Origin of the sequence: Amycolatopsis mediterranei, from assembly GCF_026017845.1 — a bacterium.
Lineage (GTDB): Bacteria > Actinomycetota > Actinomycetes > Mycobacteriales > Pseudonocardiaceae > Amycolatopsis > Amycolatopsis mediterranei.
In genome coordinates, this window is the sequence record NZ_CP100416.1 from 8257034 (window position 1) to 8276307 (window position 19274).

Genomic DNA, 19274 nt, shown 5'->3' on the forward strand with positions numbered 1-19274 from the left:
CTCATCTCGACGAACGGAGGCGCATGGTCGACGGATCACCAGCAGCGCGGACGAAGGTCGGCATCGCCGATCGCGCCGACGTCGTCCGGCGGGCGACGAACGCCGCCGGACAGCCACTGCACCAACTCGAGCCCCTGCCCGGCGGTACTTCCAGCCTCACCTACTCCGCCGTGACGGACTCCGGCGTCCGCGTCGTCGTGAAGGTCGCCCCGCCCGGGCTCGAGCCGGTCCGCAACCGGGACGTCCTGCGCCAGGCGCGGGTGCTGACGGCGCTGTCCGAGGTGCCTGAGGTGGCCGTCCCGGAGGTGCTGGGGTCCGACCCCGGTGCCCCGCCGGACGTCCCCCCGCTGTTCGTCATGTCCTATGCGGACGGTGAGAGCTACGAACCCCGGCACATCGCGCGCGCACGTCGGCCGCCGGCGGCCGACGTGCGCGGCCGGGCCACGGCGGCGGCCCGCATGCTGGCGGCCCTGCACACCGCCGACCCGGCGAAGCTGGGGATCACCGAGGAAGCCGTGACGCTGGAAACCGAGGTCGAGCGGTGGCGGAAAGCGCTGGCAACGTGCGCGCTCGAGCCGGCCGCCGCCCGCGCCGAACTCGAGTGCCGCGAACAGCTCACCGCGGCGATCCCCGCTCCCCTGCGGCCCGCGGTGCTGCACGGCGATTGGCGGCTGGGCAACATGCAGTGCGACGGCGCCGGCATCCGGGCGGTGATCGACTGGGAGATCTGGTCGATCGGCGACCCGCGGCTGGACCTCGCGTGGCTGCGGCTGATGTCCGATCCCGCGCACCCGACCGCCGTCGCGCCGGAGGCACCCACGCTGGAACCCGGCGAACTGCTGGCCGCGTACGGCTCCCCGGTGGCGGACCTGGCGTGGTTCGACGCGCTCGTGCGGTACAAGCAGGCCGCCGCGTCCGCGCTGCTGGTGAAGAACGCCGAGCGCCGCGACCAGGTCACCGACCGAGTGGAGCGGATGCGCCGCGGGATCCCGCTGCTGCTCACCGCCGCGCTCACCCACCTCACCCGCCGCTAGGAGGACCCATGCTGGACTTCTCGATCGAGCCGGAGTTCCAGGCCAAGCTCGACTGGGCCGCCGCCTTCGTCCGGGCGGAGGTCGAGCCGCTCGACCTGCTCTTCCCCCACGGCGGCGACCCGTACGACACGCGCAACGAGAAGGCGCGCGCGATCGTCAAGCCGTTGCAGAAGCAGGTCCGGGCTCAGGGCCTGTGGGCCTGCCACCTCGGCCCCGAGCTGGGCGGGCCCGGCTACGGGCAGGTCAAGCTCGCCTACCTCAACGAGATCCTCGGCCGCTCCTACTGGGCGCCGACGGTCTTCGGCACCGCCGCCCCCGACACCGGCAACGCCGAGATCCTGGCGATGTTCGGCACCGAGGAGCAGAAGGCGCGTTACCTGCAGCCGCTCCTGGACGGCGACATCGTCTCCACCTTCTCGATGACCGAGCCCCAAGGCGGCGCGGACCCGAAGGAGTTCGTCTGCCGTGCTTGGCGTGAAGCTGACGAGTGGGTGATCGACGGCGAGAAGTGGTTCTCCTCCAACGCGCGGTACGCGGAGTTCCTCATCGTCATGGCCGTCACGGACCCGGACGCACCGCCGCACCGGCGGATGTCGATGTTCGTCGTGCCGGCCGAGACGCCCGGGATCGAGATCAAGCGCAACGTCGGCACCATGGACGAACGCGAGTCGCTCGACGAAGGCATCCACGCCTACCTGCGCTACCACCAGGTGCGCGTCCCCCTCGACGCCATGCTCGGCGGTCCCGGTGACGGCTTCAAGGTGGCTCAGGCCCGCCTCGGCGGCGGCCGGGTGCACCACGCGATGCGCTCGGTCGGCAAATGTGCCCGCGCCTTCGACATGATGTGCGAGCGCGCCCTTTCCCGCCGTACGCAGGGAACCCCGCTCGCCGAGAAGCAGGCAGTCCAGCAGTTCATCGCGGACTCGTGGATCGAGCTGCAACAGTTCCGCCTGCTCGTGCTGAACACGGCGTGGATCATCGATACCCAGCCACACGGCGCCGCACGCACGCAGATCGCGATGTGCAAGGTCGCGATGGCCAAGGTGCTGCACGACGTCATCCAGCGGGCCCTGCACCTGCACGGCTCGCTGGGCACCACCGGTGAGCTGCCGCTCGCGCACTGGTGGATGGCCGTGCCGAACCTGGCCCTCGCCGACGGCCCGACCGAGGTGCACCGCACCACGATCGCCAAGCAGGTGCTCAAGAACCACCGGCCGGCCGAGGGGCTCTTCCCCAGTGAGCACATCCCGCCGCGGCTCGAGGCCGCCCGCAAGCGGTACGCGCACATCATCAACGACTCCGCGCTGTCCGGCCGGGTGAACGCATGACGTTCGACCTCTCCGGCAAGGTCGCGCTGGTCACCGGCGGCAGCCGGGGCCTGGGACTGGAGATGGTGCGCGCTTTCGCCGCCGCGGGGGCGGACGTGGTGATCACCAGCCGCAAGCTCGACGCGTGCGAAGCAGCCGCCGAGTCGGTTCGGGCGCTCGGCCGACGCGCCCTGCCGGTCGCGGCGCACGTCGGGCACTGGGACGATCTCGGCCGGCTCACCGACGCCGCGTACGACGAGTTCGGGAAGGTCGACATCCTGGTCAACAACGCGGGTATGTCACCGCTGGCGCCGTCGTCGGCGGAGACCAGCGAGGAACTGTTCGACAAGGTGATCGGGGTCAACTTCAAGGGCCCGTTCCGCTTGGCTTCGCTGATCGGGCAGCGCATGGCCGACGGTGACGGGGGTTCGATCATCAACGTCTCTTCTTCGGGAGCGCTGATGCCGCAGCCGCGGTTCGGCCCGTACGCGGGGGCGAAGGCTGCTCTCAACGCCTTGACGAACGTCTTCGCGTTGGAATACGGGCCGAAGGTGCGGGTGAACACCATCTCGGCCGGGCCGTTCCTCACCGACGTCTCGAAGGCTTGGGCGCCGGAGAAGCGCGAATCCGCCCGAAGTGCGCTTGGCCGGCCCGGGCGTCCTGAGGAGATCGTCGGCACGGCGCTGTATCTCGCCGACGACGCATCGAGTTACACGACGGGAGCGCTGATCCGAGTGGACGGCGGGCTGTACTGAGGACCCGTCTGCGCAGTGCCCGCAGTCGCCGGCAGTAGCCTGAGCCAATGAGCAGGGCCGAGCGGGACCAGCCACCTCGAAGTTCGAACCACATCGGGCTCAGGTCAAACCTCGTTACAGTCGCGATGATACTGACCGGCGTCACGCTTCTATGCGCGGCAACCATTTGGCTGCCGACAGTGATCGTCACGACCACACAGTCGCGCACAGCAGCAGGAGGTCAGCTCTCCGCCGCTGAAGTGCTCAACGCCGAGAACAGTGTTCGTACATCCCTGATTCAAGCATTTGGTGGAATAATCCTGCTGATTGGGATAGTCCTGACAACACGACAACTTCGCATCAACCGGGACCAGGTGGCAGCAAACTGGGCGCAGCTGGAACTCAGCAGACGAACCAGCCTCGAAAGCTTCGAGGCCACCAGGCAGGTTCAACAGAGAGAGACATTCTCACGGGCCGTGGACCAGCTTGGCAGCGAGAGCACCACCACCCGACTCGGCGGAGCAGCCTCCCTGGAGCAGCTTGCCCGAGAAGATGATCAGCTTCGAGATATCGCCGTCGAAATCTTGTGTGCCTTCATTCGCAATGGATCCCCACTTGCTCACACGAACAACGGAGATGCAGACCAAGAGCAACAGGCCCGGTGGGGTCGACCGTCACAGCGGCCACCGGTGGACATCCAGCTGGCTCTCACGGCACTCGGGAGAGCCTGGAACGAAGCGCCTACCCTGGAAGAACTTCTCCGCCGGACCGACCGAAACCTGGTCGACCTTTCTTCGACGTCCCTCCGCGGCGCAAACCTAACATTGGCACATTTCGAAGGGGCACTGTTTCGTGGATCAAACTTGCAAGAGGTGAACCTCTCGGGAAGCTTCTGCGAGGGCGCAAACTTCGCTGCCGCGAATTGCGCTCGCGCGAATTTTGCCGGAAATCAGATGTCCGGCTCATACTTTTCGGAAGCATCCGCCATCCAGGCAGACTTCCACGGCACCGACCTGTTCATGGCGGATCTCAGCGACGCAGACCTCAGAGGAGCCCAGTTCGCCCAGGCCAATCTGACAGGATCAGACCTGACCAATGCGCTACTGGCCGACGAAGACGGGACCAACGCCGCGAACTTTCGAGGAGCGGTAGCAGACGCCACCACCAAGTGGCCGACGGATTTCGATCCCGCTCAGGCCGGAGTCGAGGATGTGACCGACTCCGCTTCCGAGATGGCGAACTCGACGGATGAGTAACTCTTGCTCATGTCACGTTGCCGCGCCGTCGATCTTCAGCTGGATCAGTTCCTCTTCGGACAAACCCAGTTCACGCAGGACCTCGTCGGTGTGCTCGGCGAACAGGGGCGCCCGGGTGAGCGTCGCCGCGGTCTCCTCGAACTGGACCGGGTTCGCCACCAGCTCCCGCTCTTTCCCTTCCGCGTCCACGACCCGGGCGATCAGCCCGTTCGCGCGCAACGACGGGTCCTGCGCCACCTCCCACGCGTTCTGCACCGCCGCCCACTGGCCCTCGCCGTGCGACAGGATCTCGGTCCACTCTGCGAACGTCCGCGCCCCGATGATCTCCGCGACGATCTCCGCGGCCGCGGAAGCATTGGCCATGATCTGCGAGACGTCGGCGAAGCGCGGATCGGCCGCGAGGTCCTCTCGGCCGGCCAGCCGGCAGAACTCCGGCCAGTACCGGCCCGGCTGCAGCATCGCGAACTCGAGCCACCGGCCGTCAGCTGTGCGGTACGCGCCGATCAGCGGGTTGGTGGCCGAGCCATACTTCGGCTGCTCTCGCGGGGGCAGCGGGCCGCCCGTCATCAGGGCCTGGTTCACCGAGTACTGGGTCGCCCACGCGCCCACGCCGAGCAGGGAAACGTCCACAACGGACGGTTCGCCGGTGACCTGGCGCGAGTACAGGGCGGCGGCGATTCCACCCGCGATCGTCATCCCGCCCATCGAATCGCCGTAGGCACCGGCCGGCATCCTCGGCATCCGCTCGACTTCGGGCAGGGTCAGCCCGGCCGCGCTGCCGCCACGCGCCCAGAACGCGGTGCTGTCGTAACCGCCCTTGGTGCTCTCCGGCCCCCGGGCACCGAAGCCGCTCCCTCGCACGTAGATGATGTCCGGGTTGATTTCCCGGACGTCCTCGACGTCGATCTTCAGCTTCGCCCGCGCGCCGGGCAAGAAGTTTGTCAAGAAGACGTCACTGGAGCGGACCAGCTCCTCGAACACCGCCCGCGCGGACGGTTTCTCCAGGGCCAGCCCGACACTGCGCTTGCCGCGGTTCGGGCCCTCCATGATCGGGAAGAACGACGAGCCCTCGCTCGCCGTCGCCACACCGAGCACCCGCGACAACCCGCGTTGGCCGTCACCCCGCTCGGCGTGCTCGATCTTGATGACGTCGGCGCCCCAGTCCGCGAGCACGGCACCCGCCGCAGGGACGAACGTGAACTGCGCGACCTCCAGGACGCGCACACCTTCCATCGGCCGATGCACTCCGTGCCTCCTCACTGAGCGGTGATCGCCCGTTCCGGGCACGCGAACGCACCTTCGCGCGCCTTCTCTTCGAGGGCGGCCGGGACTTCGCCGTCGAAGGGCAGTGCGTAGCCGTTGTCGTCGAGTTCGAACACCTCCGGTGCCGTAGCCGCGCACCGCGCGTGCCCGGAGCACAAACCCGTGTCGATGGTGATCTTCACCGAACCACTCCGTTCTCGAGGTTCTCCAGGTCCATCGGCCCGTCGCAGGCCGCGGCCAGCAGCTTCGCCAGGTCGGCGCCCAGCCCGGCCGCGGTCTCCCGGCAGGCCGCCAGGTCCTTGCGCAGGAACGGCGTGACCGCGGCGACGTAGCGTTCGGCCCCACCGCGAGCAGCGATGTAGCGCCCCGCGCTGCTCCCGCCGCTGCCGACGGCGAGGGCTTCGAGCAGGACGCTCTCGTCGATCCCCATCACCAGGCCCGCCTCCAGTCCCCGCAACGTCACTTGCGAGATCGCGGCGAAGAGCAGGTTGTTGAGCAGCTTCACCCGCAGCGCCGACCCCAGGGAGCCGGTCGTGATCACAGGATCGGCATACGCACCGACGATCTCGCGCGCCGTCGCGACGGGCCCGGGCTCCCCGCCGAGGTAGACCGTGAGCCGGCCGGCGCGGACCGCCTCCGCCGTCCCGCTGAACGCCGCGTCCACGATCGCTGCCTTTCCCATCGGCGCGAGCCTGCTCAGCGTCTCCGGGCGGCCGGTCGTGTGTGACACCAGCACCGTGCTCGCCGCCATCTCCCGGACGACCTCGGGCAGGACGTCGAGCACCTGGGCGTCGTCGTACAGGCAGCTCACGACGACATCGCACGCGGCGAGGTAACGCACCCGGTCGACGAGCTCCGCCCCGGCGGCGCGGAGCCGGTCCCGGACTTCGGTCCGCCGGGCGAACACGCGAACGGGGTGCCCGGCCGCCAGCAACCGCTCCACCATCGGCTCGCCGATGCTCCCGGCGCCGACGAACCCGATCGTTCCCACCGCACTCCTCCGCAACGGCTACGGCTTGTTCGTTCCGCCGGCGTCGACCGTGAACTGCAGACCCGTGACGTACCGCGCCTCGTCCGAGGCGAGGAACAGCACGGCGTTCGACACGTCACGAGGCTCGACGAAGGGGGCGAGCGGATTCATCGCCCCCAGGCCGAACAGTGGCTCGCGGGCCGACAGCTCCTCGATCGGCACACCGACGGTGATCCCGGTGTCGCTCACTCCGGTGGGGTGCACCGTGTTCACGCGGATCTCGTACCGAGCCAGCTCGTTGGACAGCGCCTTCATCAGGCCCACCACACCATGCTTGCTCGCCACGTAGTGGGCGTACGGCACGTGGCCCCGGATCCCGGCGGCCGAGCTGATCATGACGATCGATCCGCCTGCCCCGGCCTCGATCATCCCGGGGAGCGCCGCGCGCGCCGTGTTCCAGACTCCCTTGAGGTTGACGTCCATGACGACGTCCCATTCCTCTTCGGACAGTTCCCAGGCCCGCCCGGAGCTCATCACACCGGCGTTCGCCACGACGACGTCGAGCCGGCCGAACTCGGCTGTCGCCGCGTCCACGGCCGCGCGGACGTCGGTGATCGACCGGACGTCGGCCTGGACGGCGACACACCGGCGGCCCGTCGCCCGCACGAGCGCGACGGTCTCCTCGAGCTGTTCCTTCGAAGCCAGCGAGTAAGGCAGCACGTCGGTGATGTCGTGACAGACGTCGGTGACGACGACGTCCGCGCCCTCCTCGGCCAGGCGCACCGCGTGCGAGCGGCCCTGCCCGCGGGCCGCACCGGTGACGAGGGCGATCTTGCCCGCCACCCGCCCGGCGGTCACGAGGCAGCCAATTCGTCGACGGCCTCGCGCAGGGCGTGCAGCCGGGTCTGCAGGAGTTCCCGTTCGCCGGGGTCGGCGTCACCCAGGCGTGGCTCGATGTCCGCGATCTCCTCCTGGAGCCGGCCGGCCGCCTCCTCGCGGGTCAGCAGGTCCAGGTCGGTCCAATCGGACCGCTCGGACTCCGGTCGGCGGCTCATGCGGCGGGGAAGTTGTAGAGGCGGCGGGTGTTCAGTTCGACGATCTGGTGCACCTCGTCGTCCGGGACGTCGGCGAGCACCTCCGCCGCGTAGGCACGGCTCTTCGGCCAGTACGAGTCGGAGTGCGGGTAGTCGCATTCCCAGGTGATGTGGTCGACCCCGATGTCGTGCCGGTTGCGCACCCCGAACCGGTCGTCGATGAAACAGCCGTGCATGTGCTTGTGGAACAACTCCGACGGCCGCACGTCCTGGTTGACGTTCTGGTAGAACCGGTGCCGTTCCCAGGTGCCGTCGATCCGTTCCAGCAGGTACGGCACCCAGCCGATCCCGCCCTCGGACAGCCCCACCTTGAGCTTGGGGTGCCGGTGGAACACCGGGGAGAACAGCAGGTCGGCGGTCGCGTACATCGAATTGCAGCCGAACAGGGCGATCGTCACGGCGAACGGCGCTTCCGGGGCGGTCTTCGGCGCGCTGCCCGAGGTGCCGAAGTGCAGGCACAGCGGCATGTCCGTCTCCTCCGCCGCCGAGAACACGGGGTCCCAGTGGTCGGTGTGGAACGACGGCAGCCCCAGCGGGACCGGATTCTCCGGGAACGAGATCGCCTTCGCGCCCTTGGCCGCGGTCCGGTGGATCTCGGCCACACAGGCTTCGACGTCCCACAGCGGTAGGATGACCAGCGGGATCAGCCGGTCCGGCGCCGTCGCGCACCACTCGTCGAGCTGGAAGTCGTTCCACGCCCGCACGCAGAGCAGCGCGAGTTCCGGGTCCTGTCCTTCGAGGAACACCGTGCCGGCGAACCGGGGGAACGACGGGAAGGACAACGCGCCCCACACCCCGTCCAGGTCCATGTCCCGCAGCCGGACCTTGGGGTCGTAGCAGCCGGGGATCATCTCGTCGTACCGCGTCGGCTCCATGCCGAACTCCTCGGGCTTCTTGCCCGCCACGGCGTTCAACCCGATGTACGGGTAGATCCGGTCCTCGTAGGTCCACACCTCCGCGGGCGCGACGCCTTCGCCCCGCGACTGCTCCACGATTCGCGGACCGGCCTCGCGGTGCTTCGCCGGGAGCCGGTCCGACCACAACCGCGGGGGTTCGATCAGGTGGTCGTCGGTTGACAGCAGCTTCATCCATGACTGCAACGGCATCGTCGCGCTCCCTCGCCATCCGCCCGGGTCTTCCGAGACTACCTCCGGACGATCATTGTGTACACCTGATCCCGTGTTGCCTCAGGGCAACTCCGGCACTTTCCCTGCCCACGCGGGACCACCTTCCCACGACTATCGCGCCATGCCTAGTATTAAGTGCCCTGATTATCTCTCCGAATGGACTCCCCATGACGACGCGCCCCCTCCCACAGCCGACGCTCGCGAGCGCCGGGTTCTGGCGATCGGGCGCCGACGGTGTGCTCCGGATCGCCTGCTGCGACGACTGCGGGCGGTACTTCCACCCGCCGATGCCGGTGTGCCCCGGCTGCCGCGGGCGCGCGGTGGCGCTCGCGCCCACCTCCGGGAAGGCGGTGGTCGTCGGCTTCAGCGTCGACCACCAGACGTGGCTGCCCGCGTTCCCGCCGCCCTACGTCGTGGCTGTGGTCGCGCTCGCCGAGGACGACCGCGCGCGCCTGACGACGAACATCGTCGGCTGCGAGCCGGACGAGGTGTACGTCGGGATGCGCGTCCGGGTGCGCTTCGAGCAGCAGGAAGACGTGTACCTGCCGCTGTTCGAACCGGACCCCGAAGCCGACGGACCGGGTCCGCTGCCCGAGCCCCGTGACGTCCGCGCCGCGCTGCGTCCCATGGCTTCTCCCCGGAAGTACGAGGACCGGGTCGCGCTGACCGGCGTCGGCCAGTCGCGTGTGGGCCGCCGGCTCATGGTCGACCCGATCTCGCTGACCGTCGACGCGTGCCTGGCCGCGGTGGCGGACGCGGGCCTCGACCTCGACGAGATCGACGGCCTCTCCACCTACCCCGCGGTGAGCCCGACGGGCATGAGCGAAGGCGGGATCACCGCACTGTCCGAGGCGCTGCAGCTGCGGCCCACCTGGGTCAACGGCGGGAGCGAGGTGCCGGGGCAGATCGGCTCGATCACCGCCGCCATGCTCGCGGTCGCCGCCGGGCTGTGCCGGCACGTCCTGTGCTTCCGCACGGTCTGGGAGTCCTCCCACGCCGCCCTGGTCCGGTCCGGTGAGTGGCAGGCGAATGGCGGGCGCGCCACCGGGATGCTGGAGTGGCGGGCCCCGTTCGGCGCCGTGTCGGCCGCGCAGTGGATCGGCTGTCACGCCTCGCACTACATGCACCGTTACGGCGTCGGCCGCGAAGCACTCGGCGCCATCGCCGTCACCACGCGGGCCGGCGCCGCGCGGAACCCGGAAGCGCTCTACCGGGACCCGCTGGCGATCGACGACTACTTCGGTGCCCGCCTGATCACCACGCCGTTCGGGCTGTACGACTGCGACGTGCCCTGCGACGGGGCGGTGGCCGTCGTCGTCTCGGCGATCGAGACCGCCGCCGACCGTCCCAAGGCACCCGTTTTCGTCGAGGCCGCGGGGACGGCGATTCTCGAACGGCTCAGCTGGGACCAGGACACCCTCACCCACCTGCCCCAGTCCCAAGGCCCGTCCGCGCACGTGTGGACCCGGACGGACCTGACCCCGGCCGACGTCGACGTCGCCCTGCTCTACGACGGGTTCACGTTCAACGTCGTGTCCTGGCTGGAGGGTCTCGGCTTCTGCGGCCCCGGCGAGGCGACCGCCTTCCTCGCCGGCGGCAAGACGATTGCGCTCGACGGCGAACTCCCCCTCAACCCGCACGGCGGGCAGCTCTCGGCCGGCCGCCTCCACGGCTACGGCTTCGTCCGCGAAGCCATGCTGCAACTGCGCGGCGAAGCCCACGGACGTCAGGTCGAAGGCGCGCGGACGGCGGTCGTCACCTCGGGCGGCGGGGTGCCGTCCGGCGTGCTGCTGCTGCGCACGGCATAGCGGAGCCGGGATCCCGCGGTCGGCGGAAGCCCGGCTCCGAGGTCAGGCTGTCGCGGGGACGATCGGGGCGCCCAGGGTTTCCCGCTCCTCCTGCTTGACCGCCCGGAGCAGCACGTAGATCATCGCGATCTTCCAGATGATGAAGGCGATGGACGGGATGATGTTCGTGAACAGGCCGTTCCACGCGAACGGGCCGTCCGTGGCCACGTAAACGAACACGCCCGGGAGCAAGAGCAGCCCCAGGACGAAGTTCAGGTAGCCGAACCAGCGCGGGAAGACCGGTTCGGACCGGCGGTCGACGAGCGCCGCGACGCCGATCGACGCGAGGTTGAAGACGAAGATGACGGCGATGCCCACGTAGGTCAGCCAGAACTGGTCGCTCAGCAGCAGCACCAGCTGCGGGTCCCGGCCTGGCCGGTACGCCGCGGTGGCGAGCACCGCCAGCGGGTAGACCCAGCCGGTCGGCGCGACTACGGCGGTCGTCAGCTGCACCATCGACAGCAGGCCCCAGCCACCCTCGATCCGGCGTATCTGCAGGCTCGTGATGACGGCGAAGGCGTAGAAGAACGGCACGAACAGGCCCATGATCACGGTGGCCCAGAGGATGCCCGACCGGTTCTCGGCCAGGAACTTCGCGATCTCGTCCGCACCGGCCGTCGGGGACGGCGGCGGGGTCAGGTGCCCCACCACGGAGAAGGCGAGGGTGGCGGCGATCAGGACCAGCACACCGCACCAGACCGACATCCGGTAAAGCTTGAACTTCACTTTTTCGTCCACGGGATCTCCTTTGATCGGGTGTGGTGCGGGGGTCAGGTCGCGGAGCCGGCGATGTCGAGCACCGCCCGGTAGGCGAAGGCGAGACTCGAGCCGATCGGCGTCCCCGCGCCCGGGTACACGTGGCCGGACATCGCGGCCGCCGTGTTGCCCGCCGCGTAGAGGCCTTCGATCGCCTGGCCGTCCGGCCGCAGCACTCGCGCGTTCTCGTCGGTCTTCAGGCCGCCCTTGGTGCCGATGTCGGACAGAACGATGGTCGCGACGTAGAACGGCGGGGTGTCCAGCGGCAGCAGGATCGGGTTGGGCCACTCCGGCGAAGGCTTCGCCAGGTAGTTCAGCTCGGGCAGGAACGGGAACGGGATCACGTGGTGGAACATCCGGTCCCACGGTGTCTCGCCGCGGTGGAACTGCTTGTCGACGCCGGTCCGCGCGTAGCCGTTGAACTTCTCGACCGTCCGGTTCAGCGTCCCGAACGGGACGTCGATCAGCTCGGCCAGCTCCTCGAGGGTGTCGGCCTTCCGCAACGCCCCGGAGGAGAACCACTCCGGGCGGACCGGCTGGTCCGGCGGGCCGCCGAAGCTGTCCCGGTCGAGCTGCCGCTGGTCGAAGACCCAGTGGGCGGGGATGTGCGAGACGCCGGTCTCCGCGTGCAGGCGGGCGATCTCGTGGCCGGCCTGGTCGTACGGACGAGCCTCGTTCATGAACCGTTCCCCCGCGGCGTTCACCCAGATCCCGCCGCGCAGGCCGCTCTGGAAGACCGGGAGGCCGTCCGGCTGCACCAGGCCGGGGACGTACCAGGATTCGTCGAGCAGGTCGGTGTCCGCGCCGGCGGCGATGCCCGCCAAGAGCGCGTCGCCGGTGTTGCCCGGGGCGCCGTTGGACCACTCACCGGTCAGCGGAATCGGCTGGTACTTCGCGCGCAGCTCGGCGTTGCGCTCGAAACCGCCGGCCGCGAGGAGGATCCCGCGGGTGGCGCGGAACCGGACCGGCGCGCCGTCGCTCACCGCGTCCACCCCGACGACCCGGCCGTCCTCGACCACGAGGCTGTCCAGGGCGGTGTCGACGCGCAGCGTTCCCTTGCCGGTTTCCAGGAACGCCGCCAGCGCCCGGCCGATCAACGCGCGGCCGCCGTTGAGCACCGGGCCCTGGTCGACGCCCCAGCGCTCGGCGGAAAGGGGACCGCGGACGAGCCGGGCGTGGTCGCCGAGCCCGGCGGCGGGGATCTCCGGCGGGAAGATCGTCCGCCCGGCCACCGAAGCACCCGGTGCGGAGGCGAAGTAGTCCGGCACGGGGCCGTGCACGAACGATTGGAACCACGGGTTCCGCTCGAGTTCGTCGATCAGCCGGACACCCGCCTCGAGGTAGGCGTCCTGGAGCCGTTCCCGCGAGCTGTCGCCGACGACGTCCCGCAGATACGCCCGGGCGTTCTCCACATCGTCCTCGACACCGGCCCGCGCGATCGGGGCCGAGCCGGGGAACCACAGCCCGGCACCGGAATAGGCGGTCGTGCCGCCGGCCAGGCCGGTCTTTTCGATGACGAGGGTGCGCAGGCCGCGTGACGCGGCCACGTAGGCCCCGACCAGACCTCCTCCCCCGGAACCGACGACGACGATGTCGTAGGTCTCCTCGTTGGTGGTCATCCCTACCTCCAGATCCGTGCACCGGAGCACGCGACTCGCCATGGCGATCAGACCGTACTGAGTAACCTCATCTCGGTGTCGCGCCGCACGGAGCGGCGTCAACCCACGGCGTACCGGGATGGTGCGCTGCCATCGCGACAGTGTCAATCCTCAGTTAGGGATACTCTTCTTAGTGAACTCCGCTCATAATGGAGTCGGCGCACGAGGAGGTCGCACATGTCCGATGGTCCGTCGAGCATGGTCGACCGGGTGGTCCTGATCCTGGGGGTCTTCGAGCGGTCCGGCGGGCGGCTGACCCTGGGACAGATCAGCTCGCGCAGCGGCCTGCCCCGCACCTCCGTGCACCGGATCCTGCAGCAGTTGGTCAGCGCCCGCTGGCTCCAGCGCAGCGACAACGAGTACACCCTCGGGCTCCGCATGTTCGAGATCGGCAGCCTGGTCGTGCGCCGCACGCGGATCAGCGACGTCGCCCGGCCCTTCATGCAGGAGCTGTGCGCGACCACCGGTCAGGTCGTTCACCTCGCGCTGCTGGACGAGCGGGATGTCGTCTACCTGGAGAAGATCGGCGGGGCGTTCGCCAGCACCCTGCCGTCGCGGGTGGGCGGGCGCCTTCCCGCGCACTGCACCGGGGTGGGCAAGGTTCTCCTCGCCTACTCCCCCCGGGCCGTCGTCGACCGGTACCTCGAAGGGGGCCTGTGCCCGCGGACGCGCACGAGCATCGGCTCGGCCGACGCACTCGAGGCCGCGATGGTCCGGATCCGCAACTGCGGCTATTCGACCGAGAGCGGCGAGGCTTCACCCGGAGTAGCGTGCGTCGCCGCGCCGATCCTCGAGTTCGACTCCGCCGTCGCGGCGATCTCGGTGTGCGGTCCGCAGGAACGCATCCGCGTCGACGAGCTCAAGTACCGCGTCATGTGGACCGCCGCGGAGATCTCGCGGCGCCTCACCGCGACGGCCCACCCCCTGCCCGCGTGATCACCGTCCCGCTCAGCGGACGCGCCGCGTCCGGTCGCCCACCCGAACAGCGACGATGCCCGAAAGCCAGGAAAGGAAGCACCACATGACTCAGCCGGACTACGACCCGGGACCGCAGATCGCGTACGCCGGCAGCATCGGCCTCGGCACCCCGGATCTCGAGAAGTCGCTCTGGTTCTTCCGCGACCTGCTCGGCATGGAGGTCGTCGAACAGGTCGACGGTGTCGCCTACCTGCGCGGGTACCAGGAACACGTCCACCACTCCCTCGTCCTGACCCAGCAGGAGGAGGCCGTGGTGAACTCCTACGGCTTCCGCGTCAAGCGCAAGCAGGACGTCGAACTGTTCCACAAGCAGTTCGAAAACCAGGGACTGCGAACGGTCGACGCCACCGGTCGTGAGCGCGGCCGGGGTGAGGCGCTCCGCTTCCTCGTGCCGGGCAGTGAGCACCCCTTCGAGTTCTACTACGACATCGAGCGGCCGATCGCCGAGGAGTCCCTTCGCTCGAAGAACCTCAGCAACAGCTCGCGCCGCCGCGGGCTCGGCGTGCGCCGGCTCGACCATATCAACCTGCAGACCAGCGCCGCCACGGTCAACCAGGCCGAAGGGTGGTTGCGCGAGGAACTGGGGTTCAAGCGCCGCGAGTTCGCGCGGATCCCGCAGGCGCCGGACGTCATCATGGCGTCCTGGCTGTCGGTGACGTCGCAGGTGCACGACATCGCCATCGGCGTAGCTGCCGAGGACCGGCCCGGCCAGTTCCACCACGTGGCGTTCAACGTCGAGAACTTCCACGACATCCTCACCGCGGCGGACCAGATCCGCGACCTCGACATCGCCTACGGCGCCGGCCCGGGCAAGCACGGCATCGGCCAGGCGATGTACCTCTACATCCACGACCCCGGCTCCGGACACCGGATCGAGCTCTACTCCGGTGGCTACCACATCTACGACCCCGACTGGGACGCGCTCGAGTGGAAGCTGCCCGAGCTGCAGCTGGGGCAGACGTGGTACGGCGACGTCCTCGACGTCGGCCCGGGCGGCTCGTTCCTGTCCACGACGCCGTCGGCGGGTCTGGTGCCATGACCTCGACGCCGGTGACGAGGAACGTCGACGGGCTCACGTTCGCCTACCACGAGGCGGGCGAGGGCGAGCCGCTGCTCATGCTCCACGGTTCGGGGCCAGGTGTCAGCGCCTGGTCGAACTTCCGGGACAACCTGCCGGTGTTCGCCGAGCGGTTCCGGACGATCATGCCCGACCTGCCGGGTTTCGGCGGGACGGACCTGCCCGAGCTCGACGAGGTCTATCCCCGGGCCGCGGCCAAGTGGATCGCCCGGCTGATGGACGAGCTGGGCATCGAGTCGGCGGTGTTCGTCGGCAACTCCATGGGCGGCGCGGTCGCCGCGGAACTCGCCGTGCTGGCGCCGGACCGCGTGCGGCGGATGGCCCTGATGGGGTCCGGCGGGCTGTCCGTCGGGATCTTCCAGGCGGAGCCGAGCGAGGGCTTCAAGCGGCTCTTCGAGTTCCTCGAAGAGCCCACCCGGGAGCGGATGATCGGGTGGGTCAAGACGATGGTCTTCGATCCGCGGCGGATCACCGATGCCCTCGTCGACGAACGCATGAGCAACGCCACGGCAGAGGGCGTGCTCGAGAAGACGAAGGCGATCTTCGCGTCCATGTTCGACCCCCGCCGTCAGGCGCAGTACACGCCACTGTGGACCAAAGCGGCGAGCGTCACCACACCGACCCTGCTGCTCTGGGGCCGGGACGATCGGATGCTCCCCTATGACCAGGCCCATTTCGCGAACCGGTGGCTGCCCGACGTCGAGCTGCACACGTTCTCGCGCTGCGGGCACTGGATCCAGATCGAGCGCAAGTCCGACTTCGAGCGGGTCGTGATCGAGTTCCTCACTCGCAAGGCGTCCGATCTCACCGAGGAAACCGGAGGTACGCGTCATGGCTCATGAAGTGGTCGACCGCATCGAGGAAATCGGGCCCAAGCTGGCGGCGCTGGCCGACGAGAACGAGAGCTTGGGCAAGCTGAGCGACGAAACCGTCGCCCTGCTCCGCTCGGCCGGCGTGGTGCGGTTGCTGCAGCCCACGAAGTTCGGCGGCCACGCCGCGCATCCCCGCGACTTCGCCGAAGCGGTGATGGCCGTCGCCCGGCACGACGGCGCGGCGGGCTGGGTCTGCGGCGTCGTCGGCGTCCACCCGTGGGAGGCCGCGCAACTGGACCCGCGGATCGCGCAGGAGGTCTGGGGTGAGAACCCGGACACCTGGATCGCGTCGCCCTACATGCCGAACGGGATCGCCGAACCGGTCGACGGCGGGTACGTCCTCAATGGACGCTGGCCGTTCTCCTCGGGCGCCGACCACTGCGAGTGGGACTTCCTCGGCGCGCTGGTCGGCGACGGCAAGGGAAAGCCCGCGACACCGCCGGCCGTACTGCACGTGATCCTCCCGCGGTCCGACTACGAGATCATCGACGGCACCTGGGACGTGATCGGCCTTTCGGGCACCGGCAGCAAGGACGTCGTCGTCAAAGACGCGTTCGTCCCCGAGCACCGCACGATCAACCAGGGAGACGTCCAGGAAGGGCAGGCCGCGGCGCGCCACGGCGTCACCGACACGCTGTACAAGCTGCCTTTCGCTGCGATGTTCCCGCTCGGGATCACGGCGGCCGTCATCGGCATCTGCGAGGGCGCCTTGGCCGCCCACATCGGCCAGCAACGCGACCGGGTCGCTGTCACCGGCGTCCAGGTCCGCGACGATCCATACGTGCTCTATGCGACTGGGGAGGCGTCGGCCGAGATCGAGGCCGCCCGGATCCAGCTGATCGACGGCATCAGCCGGCTTTACGACAAGCTCGACGCCGGGCAGCCGGTGACCATCGAGGACCGGTCGAACGTCCGGCGCAACCAAGTCCGCTGCGCGTGGCGCGCCGTCTCGGCCCTGGACGAGATCTTCGCCCGGTCCGGCGGGAACGTGATCCGGCGCAACAACCCGCTGCAGCGGTACTGGCGGGACGCGCACGTCGGGCTCCAGCACATGATCCACGTGCCCGGCGTGGCCTACCACGCGAACGCCCTGGCCCAGATGGGGCTCGAGCTGCCGCCGCAGATGCGCATCCTGATCTGAAGGGGAACACCGGATGAGCCCTCTGGACGGACGGCACTTCCGCGACGTGCTGGGAAACCTGCCGACGGGCGTGGTCGCCGTGACCGCGGTGGGGCCGGACCGGCAGCCGGCGGGGATGGTCGTCGGCACGTTCACCTCGGTCTCGCTCGACCCGCCGCTGGTGTCGTTCCTGGCCGGTCGCGCTTCGAAGACCTTCGCGAAGATCCGGGCCGCCGGCCGCTACTGCGCCAACGTGCTGGCGGCCGACCAGGAACACCTCTGCCGTCGGCTGGCGGTGAGCGGGCCCGGCAAGTTCGACGGCGTGGTCTGGACATCGTCCCCGCTGGGCAATCCCGTGCTCGACGGGATCGTCGCGTGGGTCGACTGCGAGCTCGAGAAAGTGGTGGAGCTCGGCGACCACTTCCTCGCGGTGGGCCGGGTCCGCGACCTGCGCGTCGAGTCGCCGAAGACGCCGCTGCTGTTCTTCCGGGGCGGGTACGGCGACTACTTCTCCACCACATCGCTCGTGCTGGACCGGCTCGTCGGCTGGTAGGCACAGTCACCTGAGAGGAGACCCGGATGGGACGGGTACAGGACAAGGTCGTCTTCATCACCGGAGCCGCCCGGGGGCAGGGGCGCGCCCACGCGCTGCGGCTCGCCGAGGAAGGCGCGGACATCATCGCGGTCGACATCTGCGCGCAGATCGACAGCGTCCGCTACCCGATGGCGAGCCAGGACGACCTTGAGGAAACCGCGCGCCAGGTGGATAAGCTGGACCGGCGGATCGTAACGCTGACGGCGGACGTCCGCGATCCGGCCGCCCTCCAGGCCGCGGTCGCGGCCGGGGTGGCGGAGCTGGGCCGGCTCGACGCCGTGGTCGCCCAGGCCGGGATCGCGCCGATCGGCCGGCCCGAACCGCAGGCGTTCCTCGACGCGGTCACCGTCGACTTCAACGGGGTCGTGAACGCGGTCGAAGCGGCGCTGCCGTACCTGCCCGACGGGAGCTCGGTCGTCGCGACCGGCTCGACGGCCGCGCTGATGCCGTCCACCCACAACGGCACGCCGGACTCAGGGAAGCTCGGCTACTCGTTCGCCAAGCGCTCGGTGGCAGCGTTCGTGAACGACCTGGCGATCGTGCTCGCCCCGCGCCGGATCCGGGCGAACGCCGTGCATCCGACGAACACCAACACCCCCATGCTGAACAGCGACCCGATGTACCGGGAGTTCCGCCCGGACCTGGACAACCCGACCCGCGAGGACGCCCTGCCCGCGTTCCACGTCATGACCGCGATGGGCTTGCCGTACGTCGAACCGCGGGACATCGCCGATGCGGTGCTGTTCCTGGTGTCCGACGAATCCCGTTACATCACGGGGGTCCAGCTGCGCGTCGACGCCGGCGCGATCGTCAACCGGCGGATGCAGCAGCCGCAGTTCTGACCGGCACCACGACGAGGCCGGTGGTCTCGCTCGCGAGTCGGCAGGGAAACACCCGACGTGGCTTTGGGTGCGCCCAACGCACCCAAAGCCAACCTTGCGCTACAGGTGCAAGCGGAGGGAGGCCGGACGTTTCCGACCTACGCCTCCGGCTCGGGCAGGTTCACACCTTGACCTTGAACTCGACCGGAGTGTCTCGACGCGAGTTCGTTCACCAGCACTCACTTTCCACCACCAGCGCCGATCCCGGCCGAGCATCGTAGTAGCGCAACCAGTGCGGGACAACCCTGACGATCGAGAACTCATCAGCGAGTGCTCGTGCTCCCGGGAACTGCGAAAGGTAGATCTCCCCGTATCTGTCACGCTCGGCGCCCGACACGACGTCTGCAGCTCCCTCGACCTGTACGGACACTCCGCTGTCCCATCCGACCACCAGCGCAATGCGAGGGTGAGCGCGGATGTTGCGCACCTTTCGTGTTTCGGTCAACGAATCGAAGATCACCTCGGCCTCATCGGTGACAGCGAGGCCCACCAGCGCGGCCTCCGGGTTCCCCCTGACGTCGACCGTGGCGACGACGCCCTGCCCTGCCGCCCTTACGAACGCGACGAACTGAGCACGCGTCATCGGGTCTGTCACTTCTTGCCTCCAGACGTTGGACCGTCGGCGGAATTCGACCGGATCCGGCGACCTAGGTCCTGTTCGACGAGCACGACCACGACCCGCCGGCACACCATGATCATCCCAA

The 19274-nt window shown here is 69.2% G+C and carries 20 protein-coding genes; 11 read left to right on the forward strand and 9 right to left on the reverse strand.

Annotated elements, in window-relative coordinates:
• Positions 1–23 precede the first annotated feature (23 nt).
• From ISP_RS37090 to ISP_RS37105, 4 genes are read left to right on the forward strand one after another with little or no spacing between them, the layout of a single operon-like run.
• Positions 24–1034, forward strand: a complete 1011-nt coding sequence (locus ISP_RS37090) for a phosphotransferase family protein (protein ID WP_013228932.1) — start codon at positions 24–26, stop codon at positions 1032–1034.
• Between the two features lie 8 nt (positions 1035–1042).
• Positions 1043–2362 carry an acyl-CoA dehydrogenase family protein gene (locus tag ISP_RS37095; RefSeq protein WP_013228933.1) on the forward strand — a complete coding sequence of 440 codons (1320 nt, stop codon included), beginning with the start codon at positions 1043–1045 and terminating at the stop codon, positions 2360–2362.
• Positions 2359–3096 (forward strand): SDR family NAD(P)-dependent oxidoreductase, encoded by a 738-nt coding sequence (locus tag ISP_RS37100; protein WP_013228934.1) that lies wholly within the window; start codon positions 2359–2361, stop codon positions 3094–3096. The genes ISP_RS37095 and ISP_RS37100 overlap by 4 nt, the downstream gene beginning before the upstream one ends.
• A gap of 47 nt (positions 3097–3143) precedes the next feature.
• A complete protein-coding gene (locus ISP_RS37105; protein WP_080582942.1) occupies positions 3144–4331 on the forward strand; it encodes a pentapeptide repeat-containing protein in 1188 nt (395 codons plus the stop codon).
• A gap of 12 nt (positions 4332–4343) precedes the next feature.
• Here ISP_RS37105 and ISP_RS37110 read toward each other — a convergent pair whose 3' ends face one another.
• The 6 genes from ISP_RS37110 to ISP_RS37135 are packed head-to-tail and all read right to left on the reverse strand — an operon-like array spanning position 4344 to position 8764.
• Positions 4344–5564 carry a CaiB/BaiF CoA transferase family protein gene (locus ISP_RS37110; RefSeq protein WP_013228936.1) on the reverse strand — a complete coding sequence of 407 codons (1221 nt, stop codon included), beginning with the start codon at positions 5562–5564 and terminating at the stop codon, positions 4344–4346.
• A 23-nt stretch (positions 5565–5587) separates the two neighbouring features.
• Positions 5588–5776: a ferredoxin gene (locus ISP_RS37115; RefSeq protein WP_013228937.1), complete on the reverse strand. Its 189-nt coding sequence runs from the start codon at positions 5774–5776 to the stop codon at positions 5588–5590.
• The gene (locus tag ISP_RS37120; protein WP_013228938.1) at positions 5773–6585 is read right to left on the reverse strand and encodes an NAD(P)-dependent oxidoreductase; all 813 of its coding nucleotides are present in this window, start codon (positions 6583–6585) and stop codon (positions 5773–5775) included. The genes ISP_RS37115 and ISP_RS37120 overlap by 4 nt, the downstream gene beginning before the upstream one ends.
• Before the next feature lie 18 nt (positions 6586–6603).
• On the reverse strand, positions 6604–7422 hold the full coding sequence (locus ISP_RS37125) for a mycofactocin-coupled SDR family oxidoreductase (protein ID WP_013228939.1): 819 nt from the start codon (positions 7420–7422) through the stop codon (positions 6604–6606).
• The gene (locus ISP_RS37130) at positions 7419–7619 is read right to left on the reverse strand and encodes a hypothetical protein (RefSeq protein WP_013228940.1); all 201 of its coding nucleotides are present in this window, start codon (positions 7617–7619) and stop codon (positions 7419–7421) included. Before ISP_RS37130 ends, ISP_RS37125 begins: the two co-directional genes overlap by 4 nt.
• A complete protein-coding gene (locus ISP_RS37135) occupies positions 7616–8764 on the reverse strand; it encodes an amidohydrolase family protein (RefSeq protein ID WP_013228941.1) in 1149 nt (382 codons plus the stop codon). Before ISP_RS37135 ends, ISP_RS37130 begins: the two co-directional genes overlap by 4 nt.
• Before the next feature lie 188 nt (positions 8765–8952).
• Here ISP_RS37135 and ISP_RS37140 point away from each other — a divergent pair, with 188 nt between their 5' ends.
• Entirely contained in the window at positions 8953–10593 is a 1641-nt protein-coding gene (locus tag ISP_RS37140; protein ID WP_013228942.1) for a thiolase C-terminal domain-containing protein, read from the forward strand.
• A gap of 42 nt (positions 10594–10635) precedes the next feature.
• On the opposite strand, the gene ISP_RS37145 is transcribed toward ISP_RS37140, so the two are convergent.
• Positions 10636–11370 carry a hypothetical protein gene (locus tag ISP_RS37145; RefSeq protein ID WP_014467575.1) on the reverse strand — a complete coding sequence of 245 codons (735 nt, stop codon included), beginning with the start codon at positions 11368–11370 and terminating at the stop codon, positions 10636–10638.
• Positions 11371–11402: 32 nt separating this feature from the next.
• A complete protein-coding gene (locus ISP_RS37150) occupies positions 11403–13007 on the reverse strand; it encodes an FAD-binding protein (protein ID WP_013228944.1) in 1605 nt (534 codons plus the stop codon).
• A gap of 216 nt (positions 13008–13223) precedes the next feature.
• Between ISP_RS37150 and ISP_RS37155 the strand changes: the two genes are divergently transcribed.
• The 6 genes from ISP_RS37155 (at position 13224) to ISP_RS37180 (ending at position 18531) form a co-directional block, all read left to right on the forward strand.
• Positions 13224–13982, forward strand: coding sequence for an IclR family transcriptional regulator (locus tag ISP_RS37155; protein WP_013228945.1), 759 nt, complete (start codon positions 13224–13226; stop codon positions 13980–13982).
• Positions 13983–14067: 85 nt separating this feature from the next.
• On the forward strand, positions 14068–15063 hold the full coding sequence (locus ISP_RS37160) for a VOC family protein (protein WP_013228946.1): 996 nt from the start codon (positions 14068–14070) through the stop codon (positions 15061–15063).
• Complete coding sequence (locus ISP_RS37165) at positions 15060–15944, forward strand: alpha/beta fold hydrolase (RefSeq protein WP_013228947.1); 885 nt, start codon at positions 15060–15062, stop codon at positions 15942–15944. Before ISP_RS37160 ends, ISP_RS37165 begins: the two co-directional genes overlap by 4 nt.
• Positions 15934–17115 (forward strand): acyl-CoA dehydrogenase family protein, encoded by a 1182-nt coding sequence (locus ISP_RS37170; protein ID WP_013228948.1) that lies wholly within the window; start codon positions 15934–15936, stop codon positions 17113–17115. Before ISP_RS37165 ends, ISP_RS37170 begins: the two co-directional genes overlap by 11 nt.
• 13 nt (positions 17116–17128) lie before the next feature.
• Positions 17129–17647, forward strand: a complete 519-nt coding sequence (locus ISP_RS37175; protein ID WP_013228949.1) for a flavin reductase family protein — start codon at positions 17129–17131, stop codon at positions 17645–17647.
• Positions 17648–17673: 26 nt separating this feature from the next.
• Positions 17674–18531, forward strand: a complete 858-nt coding sequence (locus ISP_RS37180; RefSeq protein WP_013228950.1) for a mycofactocin-coupled SDR family oxidoreductase — start codon at positions 17674–17676, stop codon at positions 18529–18531.
• A 208-nt stretch (positions 18532–18739) separates the two neighbouring features.
• On the opposite strand, the gene ISP_RS37185 is transcribed toward ISP_RS37180, so the two are convergent.
• On the reverse strand, positions 18740–19165 hold the full coding sequence (locus ISP_RS37185; RefSeq protein WP_013228951.1) for a pyridoxamine 5'-phosphate oxidase family protein: 426 nt from the start codon (positions 19163–19165) through the stop codon (positions 18740–18742).
• Between the last annotated feature and the right edge of the window lie 109 nt (positions 19166–19274).

Bases quoted from the DNA above. Each gene is read 5' to 3' on its own strand.
- ISP_RS37090 (WP_013228932.1), top strand. From the start codon at position 24: ATGGTCGACGGATCACCAGCAGCGCGGACGAAGGTCGGCATCGCCGAT.
- ISP_RS37095 (WP_013228933.1), top strand. From the start codon at position 1,043: ATGCTGGACTTCTCGATCGAGCCGGAGTTCCAGGCCAAGCTCGACTGG.
- ISP_RS37100 (WP_013228934.1), top strand. From the start codon at position 2,359: ATGACGTTCGACCTCTCCGGCAAGGTCGCGCTGGTCACCGGCGGCAGC.
- ISP_RS37105 (WP_080582942.1), top strand. From the start codon at position 3,144: ATGAGCAGGGCCGAGCGGGACCAGCCACCTCGAAGTTCGAACCACATC.
- ISP_RS37110 (WP_013228936.1), bottom strand. From the start codon at position 5,564: ATGGAAGGTGTGCGCGTCCTGGAGGTCGCGCAGTTCACGTTCGTCCCT.
- ISP_RS37130 (WP_013228940.1), bottom strand. From the start codon at position 7,619: ATGAGCCGCCGACCGGAGTCCGAGCGGTCCGATTGGACCGACCTGGAC.
- ISP_RS37135 (WP_013228941.1), bottom strand. From the start codon at position 8,764: ATGCCGTTGCAGTCATGGATGAAGCTGCTGTCAACCGACGACCACCTG.
- ISP_RS37140 (WP_013228942.1), top strand. From the start codon at position 8,953: ATGACGACGCGCCCCCTCCCACAGCCGACGCTCGCGAGCGCCGGGTTC.
- ISP_RS37150 (WP_013228944.1), bottom strand. From the start codon at position 13,007: ATGACCACCAACGAGGAGACCTACGACATCGTCGTCGTCGGTTCCGGG.
- ISP_RS37155 (WP_013228945.1), top strand. From the start codon at position 13,224: ATGTCCGATGGTCCGTCGAGCATGGTCGACCGGGTGGTCCTGATCCTG.
- ISP_RS37160 (WP_013228946.1), top strand. From the start codon at position 14,068: ATGACTCAGCCGGACTACGACCCGGGACCGCAGATCGCGTACGCCGGC.
- ISP_RS37165 (WP_013228947.1), top strand. From the start codon at position 15,060: ATGACCTCGACGCCGGTGACGAGGAACGTCGACGGGCTCACGTTCGCC.
- ISP_RS37170 (WP_013228948.1), top strand. From the start codon at position 15,934: ATGGCTCATGAAGTGGTCGACCGCATCGAGGAAATCGGGCCCAAGCTG.
- ISP_RS37175 (WP_013228949.1), top strand. From the start codon at position 17,129: ATGAGCCCTCTGGACGGACGGCACTTCCGCGACGTGCTGGGAAACCTG.
- ISP_RS37180 (WP_013228950.1), top strand. From the start codon at position 17,674: ATGGGACGGGTACAGGACAAGGTCGTCTTCATCACCGGAGCCGCCCGG.